The sequence below is a fragment of the Desulfonatronovibrio hydrogenovorans DSM 9292 genome (assembly GCF_000686525.1).
GTDB lineage: Bacteria > Desulfobacterota > Desulfovibrionia > Desulfovibrionales > Desulfonatronovibrionaceae > Desulfonatronovibrio > Desulfonatronovibrio hydrogenovorans.
Window position 1 is genome coordinate 355,249 of the sequence record NZ_JMKT01000008.1, and the last position, 19,976, is coordinate 375,224.

The 19,976-nt window shown below is 47.4% G+C and carries 19 protein-coding genes and 1 tRNA gene; 17 read left to right on the forward strand and 3 right to left on the reverse strand.

The window, feature by feature from the left end; genetic code table 11:
• The first annotated feature begins 23 nt into the window (after nt 1-23).
• Nucleotides 24-446 carry an acyl-CoA thioesterase gene (locus P771_RS0102975; RefSeq protein ID WP_028573962.1) on the forward strand — a complete coding sequence of 141 codons (423 nt, stop codon included), beginning with the start codon at nt 24-26 and terminating at the stop codon, nt 444-446.
• Between the two features lie 21 nt (nt 447-467).
• Here the strand turns inward: P771_RS0102975 and cbiE are convergent, their stop codons facing one another.
• The gene (cbiE, locus tag P771_RS0102980) at nt 468-1,112 is read right to left on the reverse strand and encodes a precorrin-6y C5,15-methyltransferase (decarboxylating) subunit CbiE (protein ID WP_028573963.1); all 645 of its coding nucleotides are present in this window, start codon (nt 1,110-1,112) and stop codon (nt 468-470) included.
• Between the two features lie 243 nt (nt 1,113-1,355).
• Between cbiE and P771_RS0102985 the strand changes: the two genes are divergently transcribed.
• Both P771_RS0102985 and gap read left to right on the forward strand, forming a co-directional pair.
• Nucleotides 1,356-1,916 carry a GAF domain-containing protein gene (locus P771_RS0102985; RefSeq protein ID WP_028573964.1) on the forward strand — a complete coding sequence of 187 codons (561 nt, stop codon included), beginning with the start codon at nt 1,356-1,358 and terminating at the stop codon, nt 1,914-1,916.
• A 26-nt stretch (nt 1,917-1,942) separates the two neighbouring features.
• A complete protein-coding gene (gene gap, locus P771_RS0102990) occupies nt 1,943-2,965 on the forward strand; it encodes a type I glyceraldehyde-3-phosphate dehydrogenase (RefSeq protein ID WP_028573965.1) in 1,023 nt (340 codons plus the stop codon).
• A gap of 219 nt (nt 2,966-3,184) precedes the next feature.
• On the opposite strand, the gene P771_RS0102995 is transcribed toward gap, so the two are convergent.
• Nucleotides 3,185-3,262: transfer RNA gene (locus P771_RS0102995), tRNA-Arg, on the reverse strand.
• A gap of 398 nt (nt 3,263-3,660) precedes the next feature.
• Here P771_RS0102995 and pilM point away from each other — a divergent pair.
• The 12 genes from pilM to P771_RS0103065 all read left to right on the forward strand — a co-directional run bounded on the left by pilM (nt 3,661) and on the right by P771_RS0103065 (nt 16,397).
• On the forward strand, nt 3,661-5,517 hold the full coding sequence (gene pilM / locus P771_RS0103005; RefSeq protein WP_150112116.1) for a pilus assembly protein PilM: 1,857 nt from the start codon (nt 3,661-3,663) through the stop codon (nt 5,515-5,517).
• A gap of 1 nt (nt 5,518) precedes the next feature.
• Entirely contained in the window at nt 5,519-6,058 is a 540-nt protein-coding gene (locus P771_RS0103010; protein ID WP_028573967.1) for a hypothetical protein, read from the forward strand.
• Between the two features lie 70 nt (nt 6,059-6,128).
• A complete protein-coding gene (locus tag P771_RS18125; protein WP_028573968.1) occupies nt 6,129-6,590 on the forward strand; it encodes a hypothetical protein in 462 nt (153 codons plus the stop codon).
• A complete protein-coding gene (pilQ, locus tag P771_RS0103020) occupies nt 6,577-8,091 on the forward strand; it encodes a type IV pilus secretin PilQ (RefSeq protein WP_051617070.1) in 1,515 nt (504 codons plus the stop codon). The genes P771_RS18125 and pilQ overlap by 14 nt, the downstream gene beginning before the upstream one ends.
• A 108-nt stretch (nt 8,092-8,199) precedes the next feature.
• Nucleotides 8,200-9,771 carry an AAA family ATPase gene (locus P771_RS18130; RefSeq protein WP_051617071.1) on the forward strand — a complete coding sequence of 524 codons (1,572 nt, stop codon included), beginning with the start codon at nt 8,200-8,202 and terminating at the stop codon, nt 9,769-9,771.
• Nucleotides 9,772-9,852: 81 nt separating this feature from the next.
• A complete protein-coding gene (locus tag P771_RS0103035) occupies nt 9,853-11,559 on the forward strand; it encodes a GspE/PulE family protein (protein ID WP_028573970.1) in 1,707 nt (568 codons plus the stop codon).
• 25 nt (nt 11,560-11,584) lie between these two features.
• Complete coding sequence (locus tag P771_RS0103040) at nt 11,585-12,799, forward strand: type II secretion system F family protein (RefSeq protein ID WP_028573971.1); 1,215 nt, start codon at nt 11,585-11,587, stop codon at nt 12,797-12,799.
• A 153-nt stretch (nt 12,800-12,952) separates the two neighbouring features.
• Nucleotides 12,953-13,351 carry a prepilin-type N-terminal cleavage/methylation domain-containing protein gene (locus tag P771_RS19155; RefSeq protein ID WP_051617072.1) on the forward strand — a complete coding sequence of 133 codons (399 nt, stop codon included), beginning with the start codon at nt 12,953-12,955 and terminating at the stop codon, nt 13,349-13,351.
• Nucleotides 13,352-13,597: 246 nt separating this feature from the next.
• Nucleotides 13,598-14,050, forward strand: coding sequence for a prepilin-type N-terminal cleavage/methylation domain-containing protein (locus P771_RS19095; RefSeq protein ID WP_244147282.1), 453 nt, complete (start codon nt 13,598-13,600; stop codon nt 14,048-14,050).
• A gap of 78 nt (nt 14,051-14,128) precedes the next feature.
• On the forward strand, nt 14,129-14,581 hold the full coding sequence (locus P771_RS0103055) for a prepilin-type N-terminal cleavage/methylation domain-containing protein (protein WP_028573972.1): 453 nt from the start codon (nt 14,129-14,131) through the stop codon (nt 14,579-14,581).
• A 15-nt stretch (nt 14,582-14,596) separates the two neighbouring features.
• Nucleotides 14,597-15,055, forward strand: coding sequence for a hypothetical protein (locus tag P771_RS0103060; protein ID WP_028573973.1), 459 nt, complete (start codon nt 14,597-14,599; stop codon nt 15,053-15,055).
• A complete protein-coding gene (locus P771_RS0103065; RefSeq protein WP_028573974.1) occupies nt 15,045-16,397 on the forward strand; it encodes a prepilin-type N-terminal cleavage/methylation domain-containing protein in 1,353 nt (450 codons plus the stop codon). The genes P771_RS0103060 and P771_RS0103065 overlap by 11 nt, the downstream gene beginning before the upstream one ends.
• Before the next feature lie 36 nt (nt 16,398-16,433).
• On the opposite strand, the gene P771_RS0103070 is transcribed toward P771_RS0103065, so the two are convergent.
• Complete coding sequence (locus P771_RS0103070; RefSeq protein ID WP_028573975.1) at nt 16,434-17,744, reverse strand: LuxR family transcriptional regulator; 1,311 nt, start codon at nt 17,742-17,744, stop codon at nt 16,434-16,436.
• A gap of 171 nt (nt 17,745-17,915) precedes the next feature.
• Between P771_RS0103070 and P771_RS0103080 the strand changes: the two genes are divergently transcribed.
• Both P771_RS0103080 and P771_RS0103085 read left to right on the forward strand, forming a co-directional pair.
• On the forward strand, nt 17,916-18,653 hold the full coding sequence (locus P771_RS0103080) for a hypothetical protein (RefSeq protein ID WP_150112117.1): 738 nt from the start codon (nt 17,916-17,918) through the stop codon (nt 18,651-18,653).
• 32 nt (nt 18,654-18,685) lie between these two features.
• A complete protein-coding gene (locus P771_RS0103085) occupies nt 18,686-19,939 on the forward strand; it encodes a peptidoglycan-binding domain-containing protein (protein WP_028573977.1) in 1,254 nt (417 codons plus the stop codon).
• Nucleotides 19,940-19,976 lie beyond the last annotated feature (37 nt).

Here is a 19,976-nt window from a genome sequence, read left to right on the forward strand (position 1 = left end):
TTTAACGGAAAATCCCCACAGGTATGAATCAACCAGCTACTGATTTCCCCGTTCCAGAAACCTGGCATCTGCACAGAGTATCTTATGGCGAGACTGATGCCATGGGTGTGGTGTATTACGCCAACTATCTTCACTGGTTTGAAATGGCCAGGAGTACCTATATTCGCGAACGGGGCATCAGTTACCTTGCCATCGAGGAGAAAGGAGTCTTTCTGCCGGTCACTAAGGCTGAATGTAAATATTCCAGGCCGGCCAGATTCGATGATTTACTGTACATCAGAGCAGCCATCAGCAGGTGGGGCAGAGCTTCATTTGATTTTACATATGAGGTTGTCAATCATGATAAGTCCGTGGTCCTGGCGATGGGCAATACAGGACATGCCTGTGTCAATGGACAGGGCAGACCCATCCGGGTCCCTGACTGGCTCAGAAGAATGTGCACATAGCAGGCACTGGATAGTTTTTGTTCAGCTCTCCTGGCCTGGTATACTTTGAGGTGAAAATATCACCAGGAGTGATTTTGAAGAAATTTCAGCTTCAGTGTCTTTTTTTTTCTTAATTGTTGAAATGCGTTCCCGGGGCAATCCCAGGTCCTGCATAAGAAATATCTCTCTTTGATCAGACAGTTTTTCAACAATCGGGCTCATCCAGGTCAATTCCCTGCCCAGAAGGATCACGCACGGATTATGGTTGAAAATCTGATCCAGAACTTCTTGCTCATCCCTTCCATGAACGCTCAAGACCTTTGCCCTGGTCCATTCCAGACCCACCCTGGCCAGAGCCAGCTGAACCGAGCTTATGCCCGGAACAACCCGGCACCTCTTTATTCCAAACCGCTGGATTATCAGCTTTGCCAGGCTGAAACAGCCTGGATCACCACTGACCAGGACTGCAACGTTTTTTTGGCGGACCAGGCTTTGTATCAGGTCCAGACTTTTAGAGATTTCTTTGTCAGTGGGCATGGATCTGGAGGCAACACCCTGGAAAAGATTCAGCAGCTGCTGGGGACCGATGACTATTTCAGCCTCATCCACGGCCACCTGGGCCTGGGCTGTGAGGTATTCCCTTGATCCAGGGCCGCAGCCCACTATATGAATTTTTTGGTCAGACAAATCGCGGCTCCTGTTCTTGACGCGGGACTGGATGTCCGGCAGGGGCTGGAGGTTAGTGGGTTTACAGTTTGTTGCCAATGCCCGGATCAAAGTATAACCTGTACCAAAGGCTTGACCAGGTTGCAATTAAGGATGCCTGGCGGGCAACGGTCCTTAGCCAGGACTTGGTCTGTGGTTAGGATATCCTTTCCCGGTTGTGGGTGCCGGAGATTTAAAGGTAAAATTTTAAGGAGGAAAAGGATTATGGCAAAAGAGAAAGATTACTATCATTCCCTTTATGAAGTGGCCAAGGTTATCAACTCCAGCCTTGATCCGGCCAATGTGCTTCAGGTCATCGCCCGTCAGGTGACCGAGGCCATGAACCTCAAGGCAGCTTCAATCAGATTGCTGGACAAGGAGGACAAAAGGCTGCTGCTGGGTTCATCCCATGGGCTGAGTAAGGGTTACCTGCGCAAAGGGGCGGTAGAAGTTGCCAAAAGCGGCTTGGACCAGGAGGCCCTGTCCGGTAAAAATGTGACCATCAACGATGTCTGCTCTGATTCCAGATTCCAGTATCCAGAAAAGGCCAGGGAAGAGGGCATTGCTTCAGTTGTGGTCGTGCCCCTGAAGGTTGAGGAAAAAGTCATCGGAGTTCTCAGGGGGTACTCAGATACCTGCCGGGAATTTTCCAGGGATGAGATTGAGTTTATGACCATTATCGCCAATCTAAGCGCCATTGCCATTGAAAATGCCAGGCTGCATCAAAAGCTTAAGCTTGATTGCGAGCTGCAGGAGGCATTTGAATACAGGCTGTTTGAAGATTAAACAAGGAGTTCAAACCGGAGGTTAGCATGAATAAAGCAAGGATAGGAATCAACGGTTTTGGCCGGGTCGGGCGCCAGGTGCTCAAGGCCATCCTTGAAACCCACAGTGAGCAGCTGGAAGTTGTGGCCATCAACGATCTTTTCGACACTGCCACCAATGCCCATCTGCTCAAATATGACACCAATTACAGACGGTTTCCCCATCAGGTTGAGGTAAAAAGTGACAAGATCATAGTGGAAGACTGGGAGATAGCCAGCTTTGCCGAACGTGATCCGTCTCAGATTCCGTGGCGGGATCTGGGGGTGGATATTGTTCTGGAGTCCACAGGAATTTTCCGGACCGGACCCAAGGCAGGGTTGCACATTCAGGCCGGAGCCAAGAAAGTGATCATTTCTGCGCCGGCTAAGCAGGAGGACATTACAGTTGTCCTTGGGGTCAATGAACAGGACTATGACCCATCCAGCCATCACATCATCTCCAATGCATCCTGCACCACAAACTGCCTGGCTCCGGCAGTCAAAGTGGTTCAGGATCATTTCGGGATAGATCACGGGACAATGACCACGGTCCATGCCTATACCAATGACCAGCGCATTCTGGATCTGCCTCACAAGGATCTGCGCCGGGCCAGGGCGGCGGCATGCAATATTATTCCCACCACCACTGGAGCGGCCAAAGCTGTGGCTCTGGTAATTCCGGAACTCAAAGGCAAAATAGATGGATTTTCCCTGAGGGTGCCCACGCCCACTGTATCAGTGGTTGACTGCACCCTTATCCTGGAAAAAAGTACTTCTACTCAGGACTACAGAAAGGCATTTGAAGAGGCCTCCCAAACCAATCTTAAAGGTATTCTGGCCTATACCCGGGAGCCAATGGTTTCCTCGGATTTCATTGCTGAGTCCAATTCCTGCGTAATTGACGAGGAGTTCACCATGATCATGGGTGGCTCGGGCAAAACAGCCAAAATGATGGCCTGGTATGACAATGAATGGGGTTATGCCTGCCGTCTGGCTGACATGGCCGCTTATGTGGCTAAAAAGGGTTTGTGAGAGTTAAGCCCGGCCCTGGGAGATTTCCGCAATAATCAGCCGAGATTTTTGTCATTAAAAAATGATGATGTAATCTCAGTCAGTTGCCAGTAAGTCGCTGCCAACCTTTCAGATACTGGCAAGGTCTTTTTTCTGCGTCAAGGAGTTGCTGCTAAGCCAGGCAATTTAAGTGAAAAACAAAAAGGGGTTACACTTTAAAGTGTAACCCCTTGATTTTTATGGTGCCCCCGCCAAGATTCGAACTTGGGCTAACCAGGATTAGGAATCCTGTGCTCTATCCGACTGAGCTACGGGGGCGGAAAGAGAAAGATTATTATTCCTTCCTGAGTCTGGTGTCAACTGGATTCTGGGCTCAGGTTCTGCTGGGTAATTTTGAGCAGAGCCAGGTTAAAATAGTCTAAGGCCTGTCGTGGCAATGATCAGATTGTTATTTATTGACAGGAGGTTAGGAAAAGCTTGCCCCAGGTGCTTGATTTGTTGCAATGCTAAAGGGATTGTACTAGATTTCCAGTTGACCACATTAGCCCTTTTTGGACCAGCATGGCGGTTTAGGATGTAGTGGAAGTATTTCCCTGTCATTGATGATGACGGACTTGGTTGACACCTGAGCAAGTTAGTAAAGTGGAAGATGGAACTGACCCCAGGCCTGGTCCTTGCGGGATATTTTTTACTTTGTTTTAGTTGCGGGAGTATATTTGGCCAGAGAGAATGAGCTGTCTTCAACCGAAAACCTTCTGAATCTTATCAGGAAAAAGAATCAGGATAACCAGTCAGGAAATCAAGCTCGGTTAAAAAAACAAGGGAGGAAGAGATTTTTATCCAGCCTCGACCTGTTCAGGAACCGCAATCTTTTTCCTGTAAAAAACAAGGACATACTGGGCGTTGATATTTCCGGGCATTTGATGAATCTGGCCAGAGTGCGCAGGACTTCAAGTGGCTGGAAACTGGTCAAGGCCAGGGTTTTTTCCATTCCATCGGGCTTAACCTTTGATAATCCGGACTTCCCCTCCTTTCTCAAGCGCTGTTTTTCCGAATTTGTGGGCCAAGATTCCCAAGTATCAATATGGACTATGACTTCTCCTGCCAAGGCTGAGATCTGGTCTGTCAAGGTTCCCTGGGTTAAAAAAGGGTTGGATAATGCTGTATTCTGGACTGCTGTAAAAGAGAAGGGATTCAATAAAGACGAATACCTTTTTGACTACCAGATAATGGCCGATGTTGCTGAAGGACATGTCAAGAAAAAACTGGCCTGTGCCTATATCGTGTCGCGTTCGGAACTCTTCAGGGTTAAAGAGGTCTTTTCCAAAAGTGGCTACCAACTGGACGGAATTACTACTTCTTCATTTGCATTTCGGAATATGTTTGCCGGAAAGTTGCTGGGTACTGCCCAAGAGCCGTTTGCCGTGATGCATATAGGTCATGATTCCACAAGGATTGACCTTTTTGAACAGGACCGGTTGCTTTTAAGCCGTCTGGTCAAGACCGGAATTGAAAGCCTGACCGAGTCATTAGACCTCGAAAAAGGACAAGATCAAAGCTGGCCGGGCCCGGAAGCTTCACTGGAAGTGGACCATTTAAAACAGCCTGGGAAGCAGGATACATCCACAAAGAAAGCGTATGAGTACCTGGCTTCAATGATTAAAGATCCGGGGACAGACGCCCTTGATAAGCGTTCTTTGATTGCTCCGGTGCTTAGAAGACTGGTCAGACAGGTGGAAAGGACCTTGAATCATTTTGTCAATGTTCAGGGACATAAGCCGGTCAAAAAAATACTAATTGCCGGACTGCCAGCTGGCCTGCCAGGTGTGACAGATTTTTTTTCCCAACAATTAGCTATAGATACTGAGCAAATTGATCCTTTTCGTTTTGTTTCGCCACTTTTTTCTTCAACGGCATCTCTGGACAGATTTGAACGCTCAAGCCTTTCACTTGCAACAGCTTTAGCCATTTCTGACAACAATATAACCCCTAACTTCCTTTTTACAGCGGACAACAGAAGGGACCAGGTTTTATCCGGCAGGATAAATATGCTGGCCGCTGTTCTGGGGATGGCTGCTGTGCTGGCTGCTGGAGCCTATCTTTGGGTCGGAACTCAACAGCTCAGTGCCAAGAAGGCTGAACTGTCGGTCTTGAGCAGCCAGGTGGAGGAACTTGACTTTCTGGTTAACAGGGATCTGGTGCAAAGTCTGTCAAGTGAATTGCAGGTTCAGAAAACTGAACTGAACGATCTGATCAATAACTACAAGGGCATTGCAGTGATGAGCGAACTTGTGTCCCTTATACCTGACAATATAAAACTCTTAAGCTTTCGTCTTGACCTGGACAAGGCTTTGGAGAATCAAACCCGTAAACTGGAAGGGATGGTCACGCTGAACGGATTGGTACAAGGTGAACCAGCCATGCTGGATGCCAGTCTTTCAGGTTTCTTATTTAAACTTAAAAGATCGCCTCTATTTGATGAGGTCAGAATCCATGCCAGCAATAATGAGTACTTATCCGGACACGGACAGGTTTTGAGGTTTGTGATCAATATCGGGGTTGGAGAGACATGATATGGCTTTTATCAGTGACTTAAAGCTTTTACGCCCTTCATTTTACTACTTAATTTTAGCCGGGTTTGTTTTGGCGGTTATTTATCTGACCGGCATTCAGCCCAAGGCCAAGGAAAAGGACATATTAAGGGCAGAGATTTTGAATATTAAAGCTATTCTAGAGGAGCACGGCGCTCTTTATCCTGTTTATCAACAGCTTCAAATGGAGCTGGAGGCCAGCCAGGACTATCTGCCAGTCTCCTTTGGCCCTTTGGAGGCATGGCATGTTGAAGATATTGATGGTGCTATTGCAGCGATAAAACAAGTGATTCATGACAGCGGGCTGGAGGAGGTCAGGCTTACTCCCATCCCCAAGTCTTTGGAAAGGGGAGGGGGGAAATTTGCCGCTCAAGTGGAGCTGTCAGGTCAGTTGGATGATCTCAGGAAGTTCATTCTTGAGTTGGTGGAGGTCCCTTTTTTTGGAGGTTATGAAACTCTGGAGATTCAAAAGCGGGCTGAAGGCATGCGTTATGTGATGAAACTCTGGATTACCATGTCATGACCTGCTGGCTCTGTTTTTAACCTTTAGCACTAGAATTATGTTATCACGGCAAAGCCTATTAGTCACTCTGATGATAATCGCCATCGGCTATGGCCTGTATGAGCTCTCGACCATGTATCTCTTTTCCGGTGATACCAAGAGAAGAATAGAGGCAGAGGTGGCTGAAGCCAGCCATTTTGCTCAGGGGGCGAACAATACAGTCGACCAGTTGAAAATCAGTGCCAAGGAGAAGTATATTCTGGAGGCAGCGCGTGTTGAATGGGAGAACAACCCATTTCAGAGGTGGACAGATCTTGAAGAACCGTTAATTCCGGAATCTCATCATCCAGGCCCCCTGGAGTTCAACGGTTATATTGAAGTCGGAGATCGGCGTATAGCTGTGATTAATGGAGTTGAATATCAAGTCGGAGACGAACTGGCTCAAGGAGGCTTTTGGGTCAGGTCAATTTCATCTAACCAGGTGACGATAAAGTCCCGCAACAGTAATCAGGCAGTAACAATTTTTTATGACCAAACCAATGCCGTTGAATGATAGAGTGTCCAGTCTTTTTTGGGGACGTCTTTTCAGAAGGGGTTACCTGTTTTGGGCTCTTCCTGTTTTTTTTATTTTGGGCTGCGCAGCTCCTCAAAAATCAGCAGAGGATTCTTTTTTTGATCAATGGAGGGAACTGGCCCAGGAATCAAGGGGTTTTTCTCCTCCGCCCAAAGAGACAAAAGTTGATGTAACAGATATTTTTACAACCCTGGATGATGTTTCTGAGGAAAGGGAACCGGCTCGGCCTCTGCCTGGAAATAATGTCACCATGAGAATGAGGGACGTGGACGTTCGGATAGTCTTGCGAGCCCTGGCAACAGCAGCAGACAAGAACATTATTATGAGTGACAGTGTCCAGGGAAATATGAGTCTGAATATTAATAACTCTCCATGGGATCAGACCTTCCTTGGGGTTTTGCGCACCCAGAGCCTCACTTATAACTGGGAAGGGAATATGCTCCGGGTGATGAGCATTGATGACATGCGAAGGGATATTGAAGTAGAGCATGTCAAAAATGAGCGGGCAGCAGCTTATGCCGAGGCAAGGCGCTTTGAGCGGCTGCAGACTTCAGTGGTTAGAGTGCGCTACTCCAATGCCGAGATGCTCAAGGCCAATCTGGAGAGATTTCTGACCACTGATCGTGATGGCAATATCCGGGGGTCGGTTGAGGTAGATGAACATAACAATGCTCTTATCATCCAGGCAGTAGCAGATGATACCAGAAGGATGATCAGGCTTCTGGAGAATCTTGATCAGCCAAGGCCTCAGGTGCTGTTGAAGGCGCATATCGTGGAAACGACCCAGGATACGGCCAGAGAGCTCGGGGTTCAATGGGGAGGAAGATACAGGTCAGGGGTAATAGCCAGAGGCAATGAACGGTTTTTTATTGGAGAGGACTCCAGCATCAGCTTTCCTGCTGAGTTCAATGATGGACCAGGGGCAACCCTGGATCTTTTGTATGGAGTTATGGGCGGAAATATTCTTGAGTTTCAGCTTTCTGCCCTGCAGTCTCAAGGGAAGCTGAACATTCTGTCTTCCCCTTCCATTACTACCCTGGACAACCAGATGGCTTTTACTGAAAATGGAGAAAGGATTCCTTTTGTTTCCAGGGACGGAGACGGAGATCCTGAGGTCAAATTTGAAGACGCTGTGCTCCGCCTTGAAATTACTCCGAACATCATTGATGAAGAGTACTTAAAGCTGGGAGTCCGGGTGAAAAAGGACGAAGTGGACACCAGTCGTGATGTCCTGGGTAATCCGTTCATAATCAAGAAGCAGACCGAAACTAACCTGGTTGTGGCAGACGGAGAGACTATTGTTATCTCGGGCCTGACAAGGGAGCGGAGTTCCATAGGCAATGAAGGCGTGCCCGGACTCAAGGATATTCCTGGACTTGGAGCATTGTTCAGGCGGGACTATCGCGGCCAGTTCATGGAAGAGGTTCTGATCTTTATTACGCCTCATATCCTGCCTTACAGGACTGTTGATGACAGGTAAGGTTGCCTTCCCCTGGCTGAAGATGGACCGGCAGCAAAAAACTTCTACCGGTGACCAAGTATTACATAAGCTTAATCAGCAACTTGAATTTTGATCCCCTGGTTGTAGATGGAATATTACCGACTTCTGGACTTTCAAACAGATCCCTTTTCCAATTCGCCGGATCCGAACTTTTTTTTCGAATCTGCCATTCACCTGGACTGTCTGCAGAAACTTGAGATCTCCATTCGTCTCAAACGTGGTCTTTGCGTGGTGCTGGGGGAAGTTGGTACCGGCAAGACCACCATATGCCGCATGCTTATCCGCAACCTTCAGGACGACCCGGATATTGAAACCCATCTGATTCTTGATCCTTCCTTTGCAAGCGAAGTTGAAATGCTTGGGCGCCTTAACTCCATGTTCAGATCATCCAGTTCTGGAGATCGTCTTCCTGCATGGGCTTCAGGGTATAAAGAATTGATCAAGAATTATCTTTTTCTCAAAACTGTTGAGCAGAAAAAGAATATTGTACTTATTGTGGACGAAGGTCAGAAGATTTCATCCGCCTGTATGGAAGTACTGAGGGAATTGCTCAACTATGAAACCAATGAGCATAAAATGCTGCAGATCATTATTTTTGCTCAGAATGAATTTCAAGCTGCTTTGAAGGAACATCCCAATTTTGCCGACAGAATAAGCACGACTTGTTTCCTTGGGCCACTAAGCCGTCAGGATGCAGCTGCGATGATCAGCTATCGTCTGGAAAAGGCTTTGGACTATCGTTCAATAGATCGTCCATCTCTGAATTTTACCCGTTCAGCCACAAAGACCATTTATTCCCTGACCAAAGGCTACCCCAGAAGAATTATCAACTTGTGTCATCGGTTGATGCTTTTGATGATCATTACCAACAAAAAAAGGGTGACCCCAGCTCTGGTCAAAAGGGCCTGGAGTAATCAGCCTGAGCCAGCCGGTTTTTTTCCCTGGACACGGGCCTTTCTGGTCCTGGCTGTTTTATTAGCCGGAGCCGGCTTTGTATTTTATTTTGGGCACATCCAAAAAGATGGCGGGTCCATAACCACCACCCGGACAGATGGGCATCCTTCTGATATCAATGCAGGTCAGACCGTCAGGGATCGACTTGGGGCTTTTCTCTCTGCGGACGAGGCAGGGTCAATTGCCGGTGGAATTCCCTGGACTCAGCCAGACCGGTCTGGAAGCAGTCCTGTCAGGATGACAGATTCCATTCCGGACCAGCTTGGATTTGTTACCGTAGGCAAGGATGAGAACTTGTGGAACATGCTTCAAAGGATATACGGACGCTCAAGCCAGGGCATGGTGCTCCAGGTTGGGGAGCTCAATCCGCATATTTCAGATATGAGCAGGATCTTTCAAGGCCAGAAAGTATATCTCCCGACTTTTGAGCCCAGGCCTCCAGCTGAGCACGAGCAAAACTGGATCGTTTTGGGCAGGTTTAATGAACTGGATAGAGCATATGAAGTGCTGATGAGGTTAAACCACAGGACCCTTCGTATCCTGTCGGTCTGGAGTAACCAGGACGGCCTGACCTACTATGTGGCCTGGGGCAGGAGTTTTTCTGACCCGGCAGATGCATCCCCCTTGATGGAGAGTATGGCTAAAGATAAAGACGCTGTAAGTGTCCAATTACTCAGTCTGGGAGACCAGGATCTGCTGTTATGATCCTTGTGAGCCAATGAGAACCGGACGCGGACTAATGAAAAAAATATCAGCCAGTCAAGATGAACAAACGGAAAACAACTGATGCGAAAAAGATATCGTCTTGGTGAAATGCTTGTCCAGGAAGGTATTCTTACTGAATCCCAGCTGCAGTCAGCGCTAAAGGACAGTAAGGGTTCTGGTGTCAAGCTGGGTCAATTCCTGGTGCAGCATGACTATTGCCGGGAAGAGGACATTGTTGATCTTCTGAGCAGACAGCTTCGGATACCAAGGTACTCTCCTGAAAAACATATCCTGGAAATGGCCATGGCTGATGTGATCCCCCCGGACATTGCCAGACAGCATGGAACGGTTCCGCTTTACCTGAAAGGGCGGGTCCTGGTTGTGGCCATGTCCGACCCCCTGGATATCGATGCCCTGGATAGCCTTGAGATTTACGCTGACCTTGAAGTTGAGCCGATAGTCTGCACCCAGTCCGAACTGTATCAACTTTTTACTACAATGTATGGAATGTATTCCGGAATTGATGATGTTCTTGAGAGCGTCGGTGAGATTACGCCAGTTGATGATGTTGATGTATTGACTTCAGATTCCAGAGAAATGGACGTAGATGCGCTGGAAGTTCAAGCCGATCAGGCCCCGGTCATCAGGCTGGTGAACTCCATAATTGCCCAGGCTGTTAATGATAAAGCCAGCGATATCCATATCAGTCCGGATAAGGACAAAGTTCAGATTCGATTCAGGGTTGACGGCAGGCTGAGGGAGGTCCCGGCACCCTCGAAAAAACTTTTTCCAGCCATGATTTCCAGAATCAAGATTCTGGCCCACATGGATATCTCCATGACCAGGGTGCCCCAGGATGGCCGTTTTACAGTTACTATGGACCAGCGGGAGATCAACATGCGCGTCTCATCTCTGCCCACCATTTACGGTGAAAATCTGGTCATGCGCCTGCTGGACATGAGTGCCGGCATGTACACCCTGGAACAGTTGGGAATGGGGAAATCCGACCTGGAAAAAGTTAAATCAATAATCACAAAGCCATACGGCATGATCCTGTCTACCGGGCCGACCGGGAGTGGCAAAAGCACCAGTCTGTATGCAATACTCAAGCAGATAAACCAGCCTGATGTAAATATAATCACCCTGGAAGACCCGGTTGAATACAGGGTTAAGGGAATCAGGCAGGTTCAGCTTAATCACAGAGCCGGGATGACCTTTGCATCGGGCTTGCGTTCAATTTTGCGTCAAGACCCGGATGTCCTTATGGTGGGGGAGATCAGGGACAGAGAGACCGCAAATATAGCTGTCCAGGCGGCCATGACCGGACATAAGGTCTTGTCTACAGTCCATACTAACGGTGCGGCCGGGGCAATAGTAAGACTTCTGGACATGGGGATTGAGCCTTTTCTCATATCTTCAGTTCTTCTGGTTTCCTTTGCCCAGCGTCTTGTCCGTAAGGTTTGTCCAAATTGTGCCGAGCCCTATGAACCAGCTGAAGCCGGACTTGCCAGTCTGGGCCTGGAATCCTCCCCTGGCTGTAAATTCCTGCACGGAAAGGGTTGTCACAATTGTGGGGGGTCAGGCTTCAAGGGCAGGACAGCGGTTTTTGAAATACTCATTATTGATGATGAGGTCCAGAATATGATCATGGGCCGGGCTTCGGCAGGGGAGATCACCAGACAGTGTGTGGAGGCTGGCAAACTTTCGACTTTGCGCGATGATGCAGCCCGCAAGGTTTGTCAGGGGATCACCACTGTGGAGGAAGCTCTGACGGTGGTAATGGCTTAGAGGCGGAGAAGACAGGGCAGCAGGCATGGATTATTCTTATCAGGCCATAAATCAGGCGGGCAAAAAGGTTGCCGGGGTCATACAGGCCCGGTCATCTGATGAGGCAATGGAGCGCGTGGCCAGGCAGAACCTGATCCCTGTCAAGGTCCGGCCTGCATCCAGGGCGGGCCTTGCAGCTTTGACCAAAGGACTGGGACAGACCCTGGTAAGAGTGAATATTGCTGAGCTGATTCTTTTTACCAAACAGTTCAGGACGCTTTTCAAGGCCGGACTGCCCATGAGCAGCTTGTGGGGCGTAATGGGGGAACAGACCGAGAATGTCAAACTTCGTCGCGCTGCTGAGCAGATTGCCACAGATATCGACTCAGGCCTGACCCTCTATGAGTCTTTCCGGAAGCATCCAAATGTCTTTTCTCCACTTTACTGCAGCATGGTTCATGCCGGAGAAACCAGCGGAAGGCTGCCAGAGGTCTTTGATCGCCTGGTGTATCTGTTGCAGCACGAGCATAAGGTCAGGTCGGATATCAAGTCTGCCCTTAGATATCCCTTGATAGTGGTCATGGCTTTGACAGGGGCGTTTTTTTTCCTGCTTGGTTTTGTCATGCCTCAGTTTGTTCAGGCCTTTGTGTCGGCCGGGATTGAACTCCCCCTGCCCACCAGGATTACCATCAGCCTGCATGAATGGCTGATTGTCTACTGGCCGGTTTCTTTATCTGCTTTTTTATTCTCTGCCCTTTGTCTGATCCTGTATGTCAGAACCCCAACCGGTCGGCTCCACAAGGACCGGCTTTTGCTGAAGCTGCCAGTACTGGGGCCAGTACTTATCAAAGGGGCAATGGCCAGGTTTGCCAGTATTTTTTCAATACTTCAGGCCAGTGGAATTTCCGTGATCAATACTTTGTCCATTTTATCCAGAACCATTGGCAATGAAGCCATTTCCCGGGAGTTTGACAGGCTTCAGGTCCAACTCAGGGAAGGCCGGGGCATAGCCGGTCCATTGAAATCCGCCAGATATTTCACGCCAATGGTGATTAACATGGTGGCCGTTGGAGAGGAAGGAGGCAACCTTGATGAAATGCTGCATGATATTTCAGTCCACTATGATGATGAAGTTGCCTATATGGTCAATCGCATGTCTGAGATTCTGGGCCCGGTGCTCATGGTGGCTTTGGCAGGGGTAGTTGGCTTTTTTGCCCTGGCCATTTTCATGCCCATGTGGGATCTGGTTCAAATGGTCTAATGGAGGTGCTTAAGCGTAATTTTTTACTATGGCATTACGCTTGCTGTTAATGCAGGGAGATGACTAGAATTGTCAGAAAATTGTTTTAGCGTATTCAGGCTGGGTTGGATTTTTTTGATAACAACGTGCCTGCAAAGGCCAAAAGGAGAATTCATGAAGATGACAAATGTTAAAGGCGGACAGGGTGGTTTTACTTTGATTGAACTGGTTGCAGTGATAGTTATTCTGGGTATTCTGGCTGCAGTGGCTGTACCCAGATTTATTAATCTGCAGGAAGATGCCAGAGATGCGGCAGGTCTGGGAGCATGTGGTGCAATAAGAGCTAATGTTTACCTGACTTTTGCTGAAGAGCTGGTAAGTGGAGAAGATTCATCTGCTGCTGCAGCTACAGCATGTGCAGAAGGTAGTGCAACAAATATTGCAGGCGGATGGCAATTTGATAACTATACTGCCTGTACAGATGCTTCAGACGGGACTGTAGATATCAGACACGAAGACTGGCCATCTGGGGCTGATGATTATGTATGTACATTTTACTGGCCTGTCCCTTAGTTTTATTTTGATATCATCTCATAGTTTTTCAAACGGGTGTTTTTGCATCTCGTTGTGAGTAAGGAAAAGAAAACTCAGACAACTATGAACTATATGGAGCTTCCTTCATTTGGATGGTACAAATGAAGGAAGCTTCTTTATATTTTTTTTATCGGATTTTGCAATTTTCAACTAATGGAGTTAAAGTTAGTCTTATTTCCTTATAATAGACTAATGCTGATTAACTTACACAGCTGTCAGATGGTTATGGATAAGTTCTTCAAACGTTCAGGTCTTAAAGAAAAAGACTGCTGTCCCGGCTTTACCATGATTGAGATTATTGCTGTCCTGGTCATCCTGGGGGTGATAGCTGCAGTGGCAGTAGCCAGGTATCAGGATTCCGGGGCTGATGAGATTGCAGCAGCCAGCACCTTAAAGGCCCATTTGCGCTATGCCCAATTAAGGGCCATGGGCGATATTGTTCCCTGGGGGATTGAGCTTGAAAGTGGTTCATACACCCTGCAAAGAGATGGAGATGAGGCGCCGGTAAATCTGCCTGGAGAGAGCAAACGTAAAAAAGATCTGGAAAAAATGACTTTAAGTCCTGTTGGCACAATAACTTTCAGCCCGGCCAGGGGCATTCCTGATCCCAACGGCCAGACCATAACCATTGGAAACCAGGTCATCACCATTACCCCTGAAACCGGGTTTATTCCCTAGCAAGAAGCTCATGGATGAAAAAATGCTTTCTGCTGAGGCCCTGTCAGGGACCAGTGCCAGCTATCCTGGAGTGATGGCATGAAGCAGTCTCAGGGATTTACATTGATTGAACTGATCACAGTCCTAGTGCTGGTGGGAATAGTGGGAGTATTTGGCGGCTTGTTCATGGTCAAAATGGTTCAGAGTTACAGGTGGGCCGAAGACAATGCCCATTTGAGCCAGAAGGCCCAGGTTGCTCTGACCAGGATTGCGGTGGAGATGGCTTATGCAAGCGGCGACAGTATTGTTTTTTCGGACTACACAATAAGCTATGATGCAAATTATCCCGGGGAAGGTTTTGTAAGTGGAAATGAGATTATAAGAGAAGCAGATAAACTGGTTTTCAATGGATTTGTTCTGACCGACAGGGTAGAGAGTTTTCAAATAGACGATGACAACTTGGGCCACGGTTATTTTACTATTATTCTGACTATGAAGGGTGCCAATAGTATAGATAAGTTTTTTGAAAAGACTATTGCCGTGTCTGAATAAGGCCACTAATAGTTCATGGAAATGAAAAAAAGACGAGACATTCAAGAGAATGCCTGTAGATATAGGCAGCAGGGCTCAATCCTTATCTACCTGATTGCAGTATTGGTTGTTGCCGGTGCCCTGGGTGCTGGAATTATTTCTTTGACCACAACATCCACGTTTACTGAGCTTACCTACAACTCTTCTGACCGGTCCAGATATCTGGCTATGTCTGGGATTAATTATGCTCAATGGGCCTGGGGACTGAAGGATGTTATGGACCCCCTTGATTTATCAGGCTGGGATTGGAAGGATCAAGAAGTGGCACCAGAAACTCGAACTATTATCTTAAACGAAAACCAGGAAAGTGAAAAGATCATCCTGACTTTTACAAGCGATGGATCAAGCGTGAAAGTTGAATCTGTTGGGACTGTACTTGCTGCTACCTCCAGGGAGTCCCATTATATCCTCGGAAAAGTTCTAAATGCTCAGTAAGATAACTCACACAAAATCAGGCTTCACCCTTCTTGAAATAATAGTCATAATTGCTGTTGGCGGCGTTTTGGTTGCTGTGATGGTCCCTTTCATGAGCACAGCACTGACTAAAAGCCATGAATCTCTTGAAAGGTTGAGCTATGCGACCAAGCTAAGTTCGGTCATGGCAAAAATTGTTGGAGAATATCGCAGAGACTTGCCTGAAGACGTCGAATCCCTGCAAAGTTTCAGAGATGTTGTCCCGGCTATCGTTGGAAGCAAGGCTAGTTTGGAGATCAACGAGCTTATTGCTTTTGCGAAAAGCAATGGTTCATATGAAGAGAGTGATTGCAGTCAGGATAATTCTGCTGATAATTGTGTACTGAAGATTACCCTGAGGAGCAATGTCAATCCCGGAGAGACTCTGACCGCGTTGTTTGCGTATTTTCGAAATGGTAACGGTAACGGTGATGATCCAGATTTCATAGAGTTCATAATTGATGAGAATGTTTTTTTATACGGGAATCAGCTGGAGTTTGCCGGAAGTAACATCGTCGGACACGGAGCAACCATAGTTATCCAGGGGGGCCTGGATACAGAAGATTTTAACCGGGGTGCCTCTATTGCTGTAACCAACATTTATATCGGCGGCAGTGTCAGCCTGGATGGCGGAAGCGCAAGTCTGGGGTCCAGCACTGAACCAGGAGTGATCTATATTGGTGGAGACCTTGAGTTGTGGGGAGGCAGAAGAGATATTTATGGTGACGTATATGTTAATGGTAATTTTCGGCTTAAAGACGCAAGAATTCACGGCAATGTCTATGTAGACGGTAATGTTGAGTTGGGCTGGACACCATGGCTTTCTACTGATTCAAGAATCTATTATTCTGGAAATCTGGCTCATCCCAGCAATTATGATCAATCAATTCTGGCGAAATTAGTGAGTGTTGATGAGATTGAAGGCGCCCCTGGGTATGATCATACATTGCAAATGCCGGAATATGATATTCCAGGTCCCAGGCCGGAACAATGGTATGCTGATCGCGGCTATGTTTCATCCGGTGCTTTGGTTGACGGTTTAAAAATATTTGCTGCTAACTATACGTCCACTGCATGGAGGCCAACCGCTGAAAATGTGGTAATTGTCAGCACAGGCGATATAACTATCACCGGCTTGGGAGGAAGCGGCCTTACAGGAGTGCTTTTTGCTCCCAATGGACGAGTTTTTTTTGGCGGAGCTTTTTTTGAAGGGACTGTTATTGCCAGGGACGGTTTTTTTGTCACCAGTGGCGGAACTACAGTAACATTCAGGAATATCGAGGATTTTTTTGAAAGTGGAGACGATATACCTTTAAGCAGATAAACTGGAAATCCTGGACAATGTTTTTAAGGACATTTCCTATTGCTGCTGAACAAGCCTCTTGAGCCCCTGCTTATTGCTCACTCCGGTCTTTTCATAGATTCGATGCATATATGTTTTTACCGAAGACTCGGATATGCCGAGTTTTAAAGCCGCTTCTCTGAATATCATATCTTCCACGATGACCAGCTGAATGACATCTTTTTCTCTTTCAGAAAGTTTATTCATAACCTGCTCATTAATCAGCTTTTCAAGCTTAAGAGCTGGTTGGGGGACGTCTTTTGATGGCAGGACTGTCTGGTTTTCATCAGTGTCAGCCAGGGCATCCTCTGGTTTGGCAATCTGATTAATGCTTTCCCGGGGATGATGGAATTTTTGAATAAAAAAGAAGATTACTACAACAGCAGCCAAAGCAATATTACCTATGACTACGGTGTAAAGAACGAACTCGCTTAAAAAGATGGAGATTAGGGTACCGGTTGTCAGGCCCAGACAGATGGTTCCGGCAATGGCTCCAAAGGAAAATACTGGATTTCTATGGGAGAGCATTACGGAAAACACAAATATATCCACAAAACCTTTGGATGCCTGCTTGAGGTACATGCTTGTATTGATGTGCCCAGGCTCCAGGCTGTGCAGAAATGAGAGGGAAAGCATGCTCAGGGCAATGCCAAAGGCCAGGGCTACAGATGGGTTTTTTCCAGCCAGCAGGCCCCCCAGAATAACCGTAATAATATAGAAGCTCACCTCCAGTCCTGTAAATATGGCAGCCTGGGCATATATCACGTCCAGGTAACCGTACATCTGTCCGCTGACTAGATAGAATACGAAAACCAGGGGAAAGTATTTGGTGATGTTTTTTCCTTTTTTTCTGGCCACTGGTTCGGACTTGAAGATCAAGGGCAGAAGCAGCAGGGCTATCACCGTATAGTGGGTGTTGCCTAATGCAAGCACAGCCATGACAAACAGAAAGATGTTACCCAGGATCAGGCCCAGAGCGGAGTTTACAAAAGGCTTGGGGGAATTTTTGATCATGACCCCGGCTTTAACCATGAGCCAGGCTGAACTGCTGCCAGCAATCAATGTCAGGGGAATCCAGTATTCATGAAAGTATGGAAATACCAGAGTGGCGCCCATGGTCAGGGCCAGGGCGGCTAGACTGGTTTTTTCCAGAAGCCGGCCAGGCAGAAAAAAGGCAATGGCCAGAAGAGTGCATGCGTGGGAGATCAGATAATAAAAAAAGAAGGCTGGATCTCTTTCTGCACCTGGCAGGGCTCCTTCCATGGGAAAGGTCAGAAGCCAGAGCAGAAAACAGCCAAGACAGAGGCCTGGAAGATAGGTTTTAATCATATTGAGCCTTTGAGCAACTAATTTCCATTATTATAAAAAAAACATCTCAGGTCTACATTAAAGTTGACAAAAGTTTACACGCCGGACGACTTTAACCTGGAGCAGACTTGTTTTATAAATCTTGTAAAGCTGGATTGTTGAATTGATGCAGTTTTAAGGAGGAAGGAAACGATGAAACGGTCTACTGTAAAGTGTTTTATTGGAGTAATTCTGGTAGTTGTCCTCATGATGCCTTTATCTGCCTTTGGCTATGGTGGTGGATCAAGTGGTGGCTCTGGAGGTGCCGGGGGTTCATCAGGAGGAGGTGGTGGAGGAGATGGTTTTTCCTCGCCTACTGACTATGAGGTTACTGGAATAGATCAAGCAATGGAAGGATTTGATCAGTTTGATTTTGACAAGATGCAGAAGGATCATGAAGATAAAGAACGAAGAAGGCAGCTTGAACGGGATCAATTCAGTCATGAATGGGGAAGGGATTATGCTGCCAGGGATCAGGCAATATCCGATGCGGTTTACGACGTTGCCAATATAGTTGACAAGGCTAATACTGCCTTGGGCTGGGGTGCTGGCTTTGCCTCGGGGGGCACCACTTCTATGGCTTCTGACGTAGCTCAGGGTGCGCTGAAAGGAGCAGCCGAAGCAATGGGTGACTATATGGCTGGCAACGATGCCAGGCTGGTCCAACGGGTTCTCCAGGGTGCTGGTAAGTCTGCCATACAGTCCAAGCTGCCTCATGCAGTTAATGTGATGACGGATATAGCTACTTCATTTGCCGGTGGTGGCTCGGGATCAAGTTCGGGAGGTAGAGTTCAGGGGGGGTATACAAGAACAGTTGATCAGCCCCATACCCCTGATTATGGCATGATGGATTATGCCCCTCGGCCTGTAATGACTCCGGAATACCGTTAATGGCCCTCACTATTGCTTTGCGGAGGTAGAAAGTGAAAGCATATAAAATCGGATTGCTCCTTCTATTCATTTTTTTTGTGTCTGGATGCAAGGTGCAGCAGCATATCCAGCAGCATCTGGATCAGTCCAGGTCTCAGTTTGAAGTGGCACCCTTTGAAGTTGTTTTGCCTGCACATAGTGTTCAATCAATTAATGAGCTGCCCGGCCATATTCGCCTGGTAACTGCAGCCATTGTTGAAAGGTTGCGCAAGGAACCTACGTTACTGAAGAATGTTAATTTTTCCCAGACAGGAAGGCATTTTGTGGCTGAGCCATATTTTGATTATGAGGCCTTTTCAGTTACATCGGTCACTATCCAGGATTTTCAGGCAACAGAAGTATCCAGAAATAACTACTTCTGTGTCTTAGAAGGCTATCTGACCTTTGATGATCCTTTCAGCAGACGGGCCGTGAACTATTTTAAAGCGGAATACAGGCTGAATACAGACGGTATTGAGATTGCAAGGTCAATAGTTCTTCCTACACCACCAGTATTTCCCGAAGTCCAGGCCTACATCATTTCCAGTCAAGAATTTGCCATAGCATTGAAGTCTGCCGATGATTTCTATGCCTTTTACACCGAAGTGGCGACCAGAGCACTGAGGATGACTCCGACCCAGGAAGAGGTTCGGCAAAGAGAAGAGTTGATGAAAATGACTTTTTTTCAGCGGATTCGAAATGCCCCCAGAAGGGAGCGTAATGATCTTATCATGACTGTTTTTGTCATGGATCGGCTTACCCCGGAAGCAGAACTGGATGTTGTGGTCTCAAGAACTTTGCATGAGAGAAATTCCATGGTTGTACCTAGCTATCTCAACTATGACGGCTGGCGGGTGGCCATGTTTGGCGGCAATTTTGCCTTGGACCGGGACGTATTTTACACCAAGGTTTATTATAAACCCAATTCTTCAATTCTGCCTGACAATAAAGACCAAGTGCTAATTGGGCTTTTTAAAACGGAAAAAAATTATCAAGGCCAACTTGACCAAACTCTGGAGGCACAGCAGACTCATGAAGGTCCTTTAGCCCAAGGCAGAGTGTTCCTTGATACCTCCAACAGAAGTGATGCCACAGTGATCCAGACCAGGCTTGCGGAGCTGGGGTTTTACAACATGGCCATAGATGGGCTCTGGGGGCCAGGCTCAAGGAGTGCTTTGCAGAATTTCCAGATGGCCAGTGGACTCGGCGCCAATGGGGTATGGGATATGGGTACCCAAATGAGGTTGTTTGCAGGAACTGGAAGATAATTTGTTTTAGCTGCCTGGAAAAGACGGCCGGGGGGGG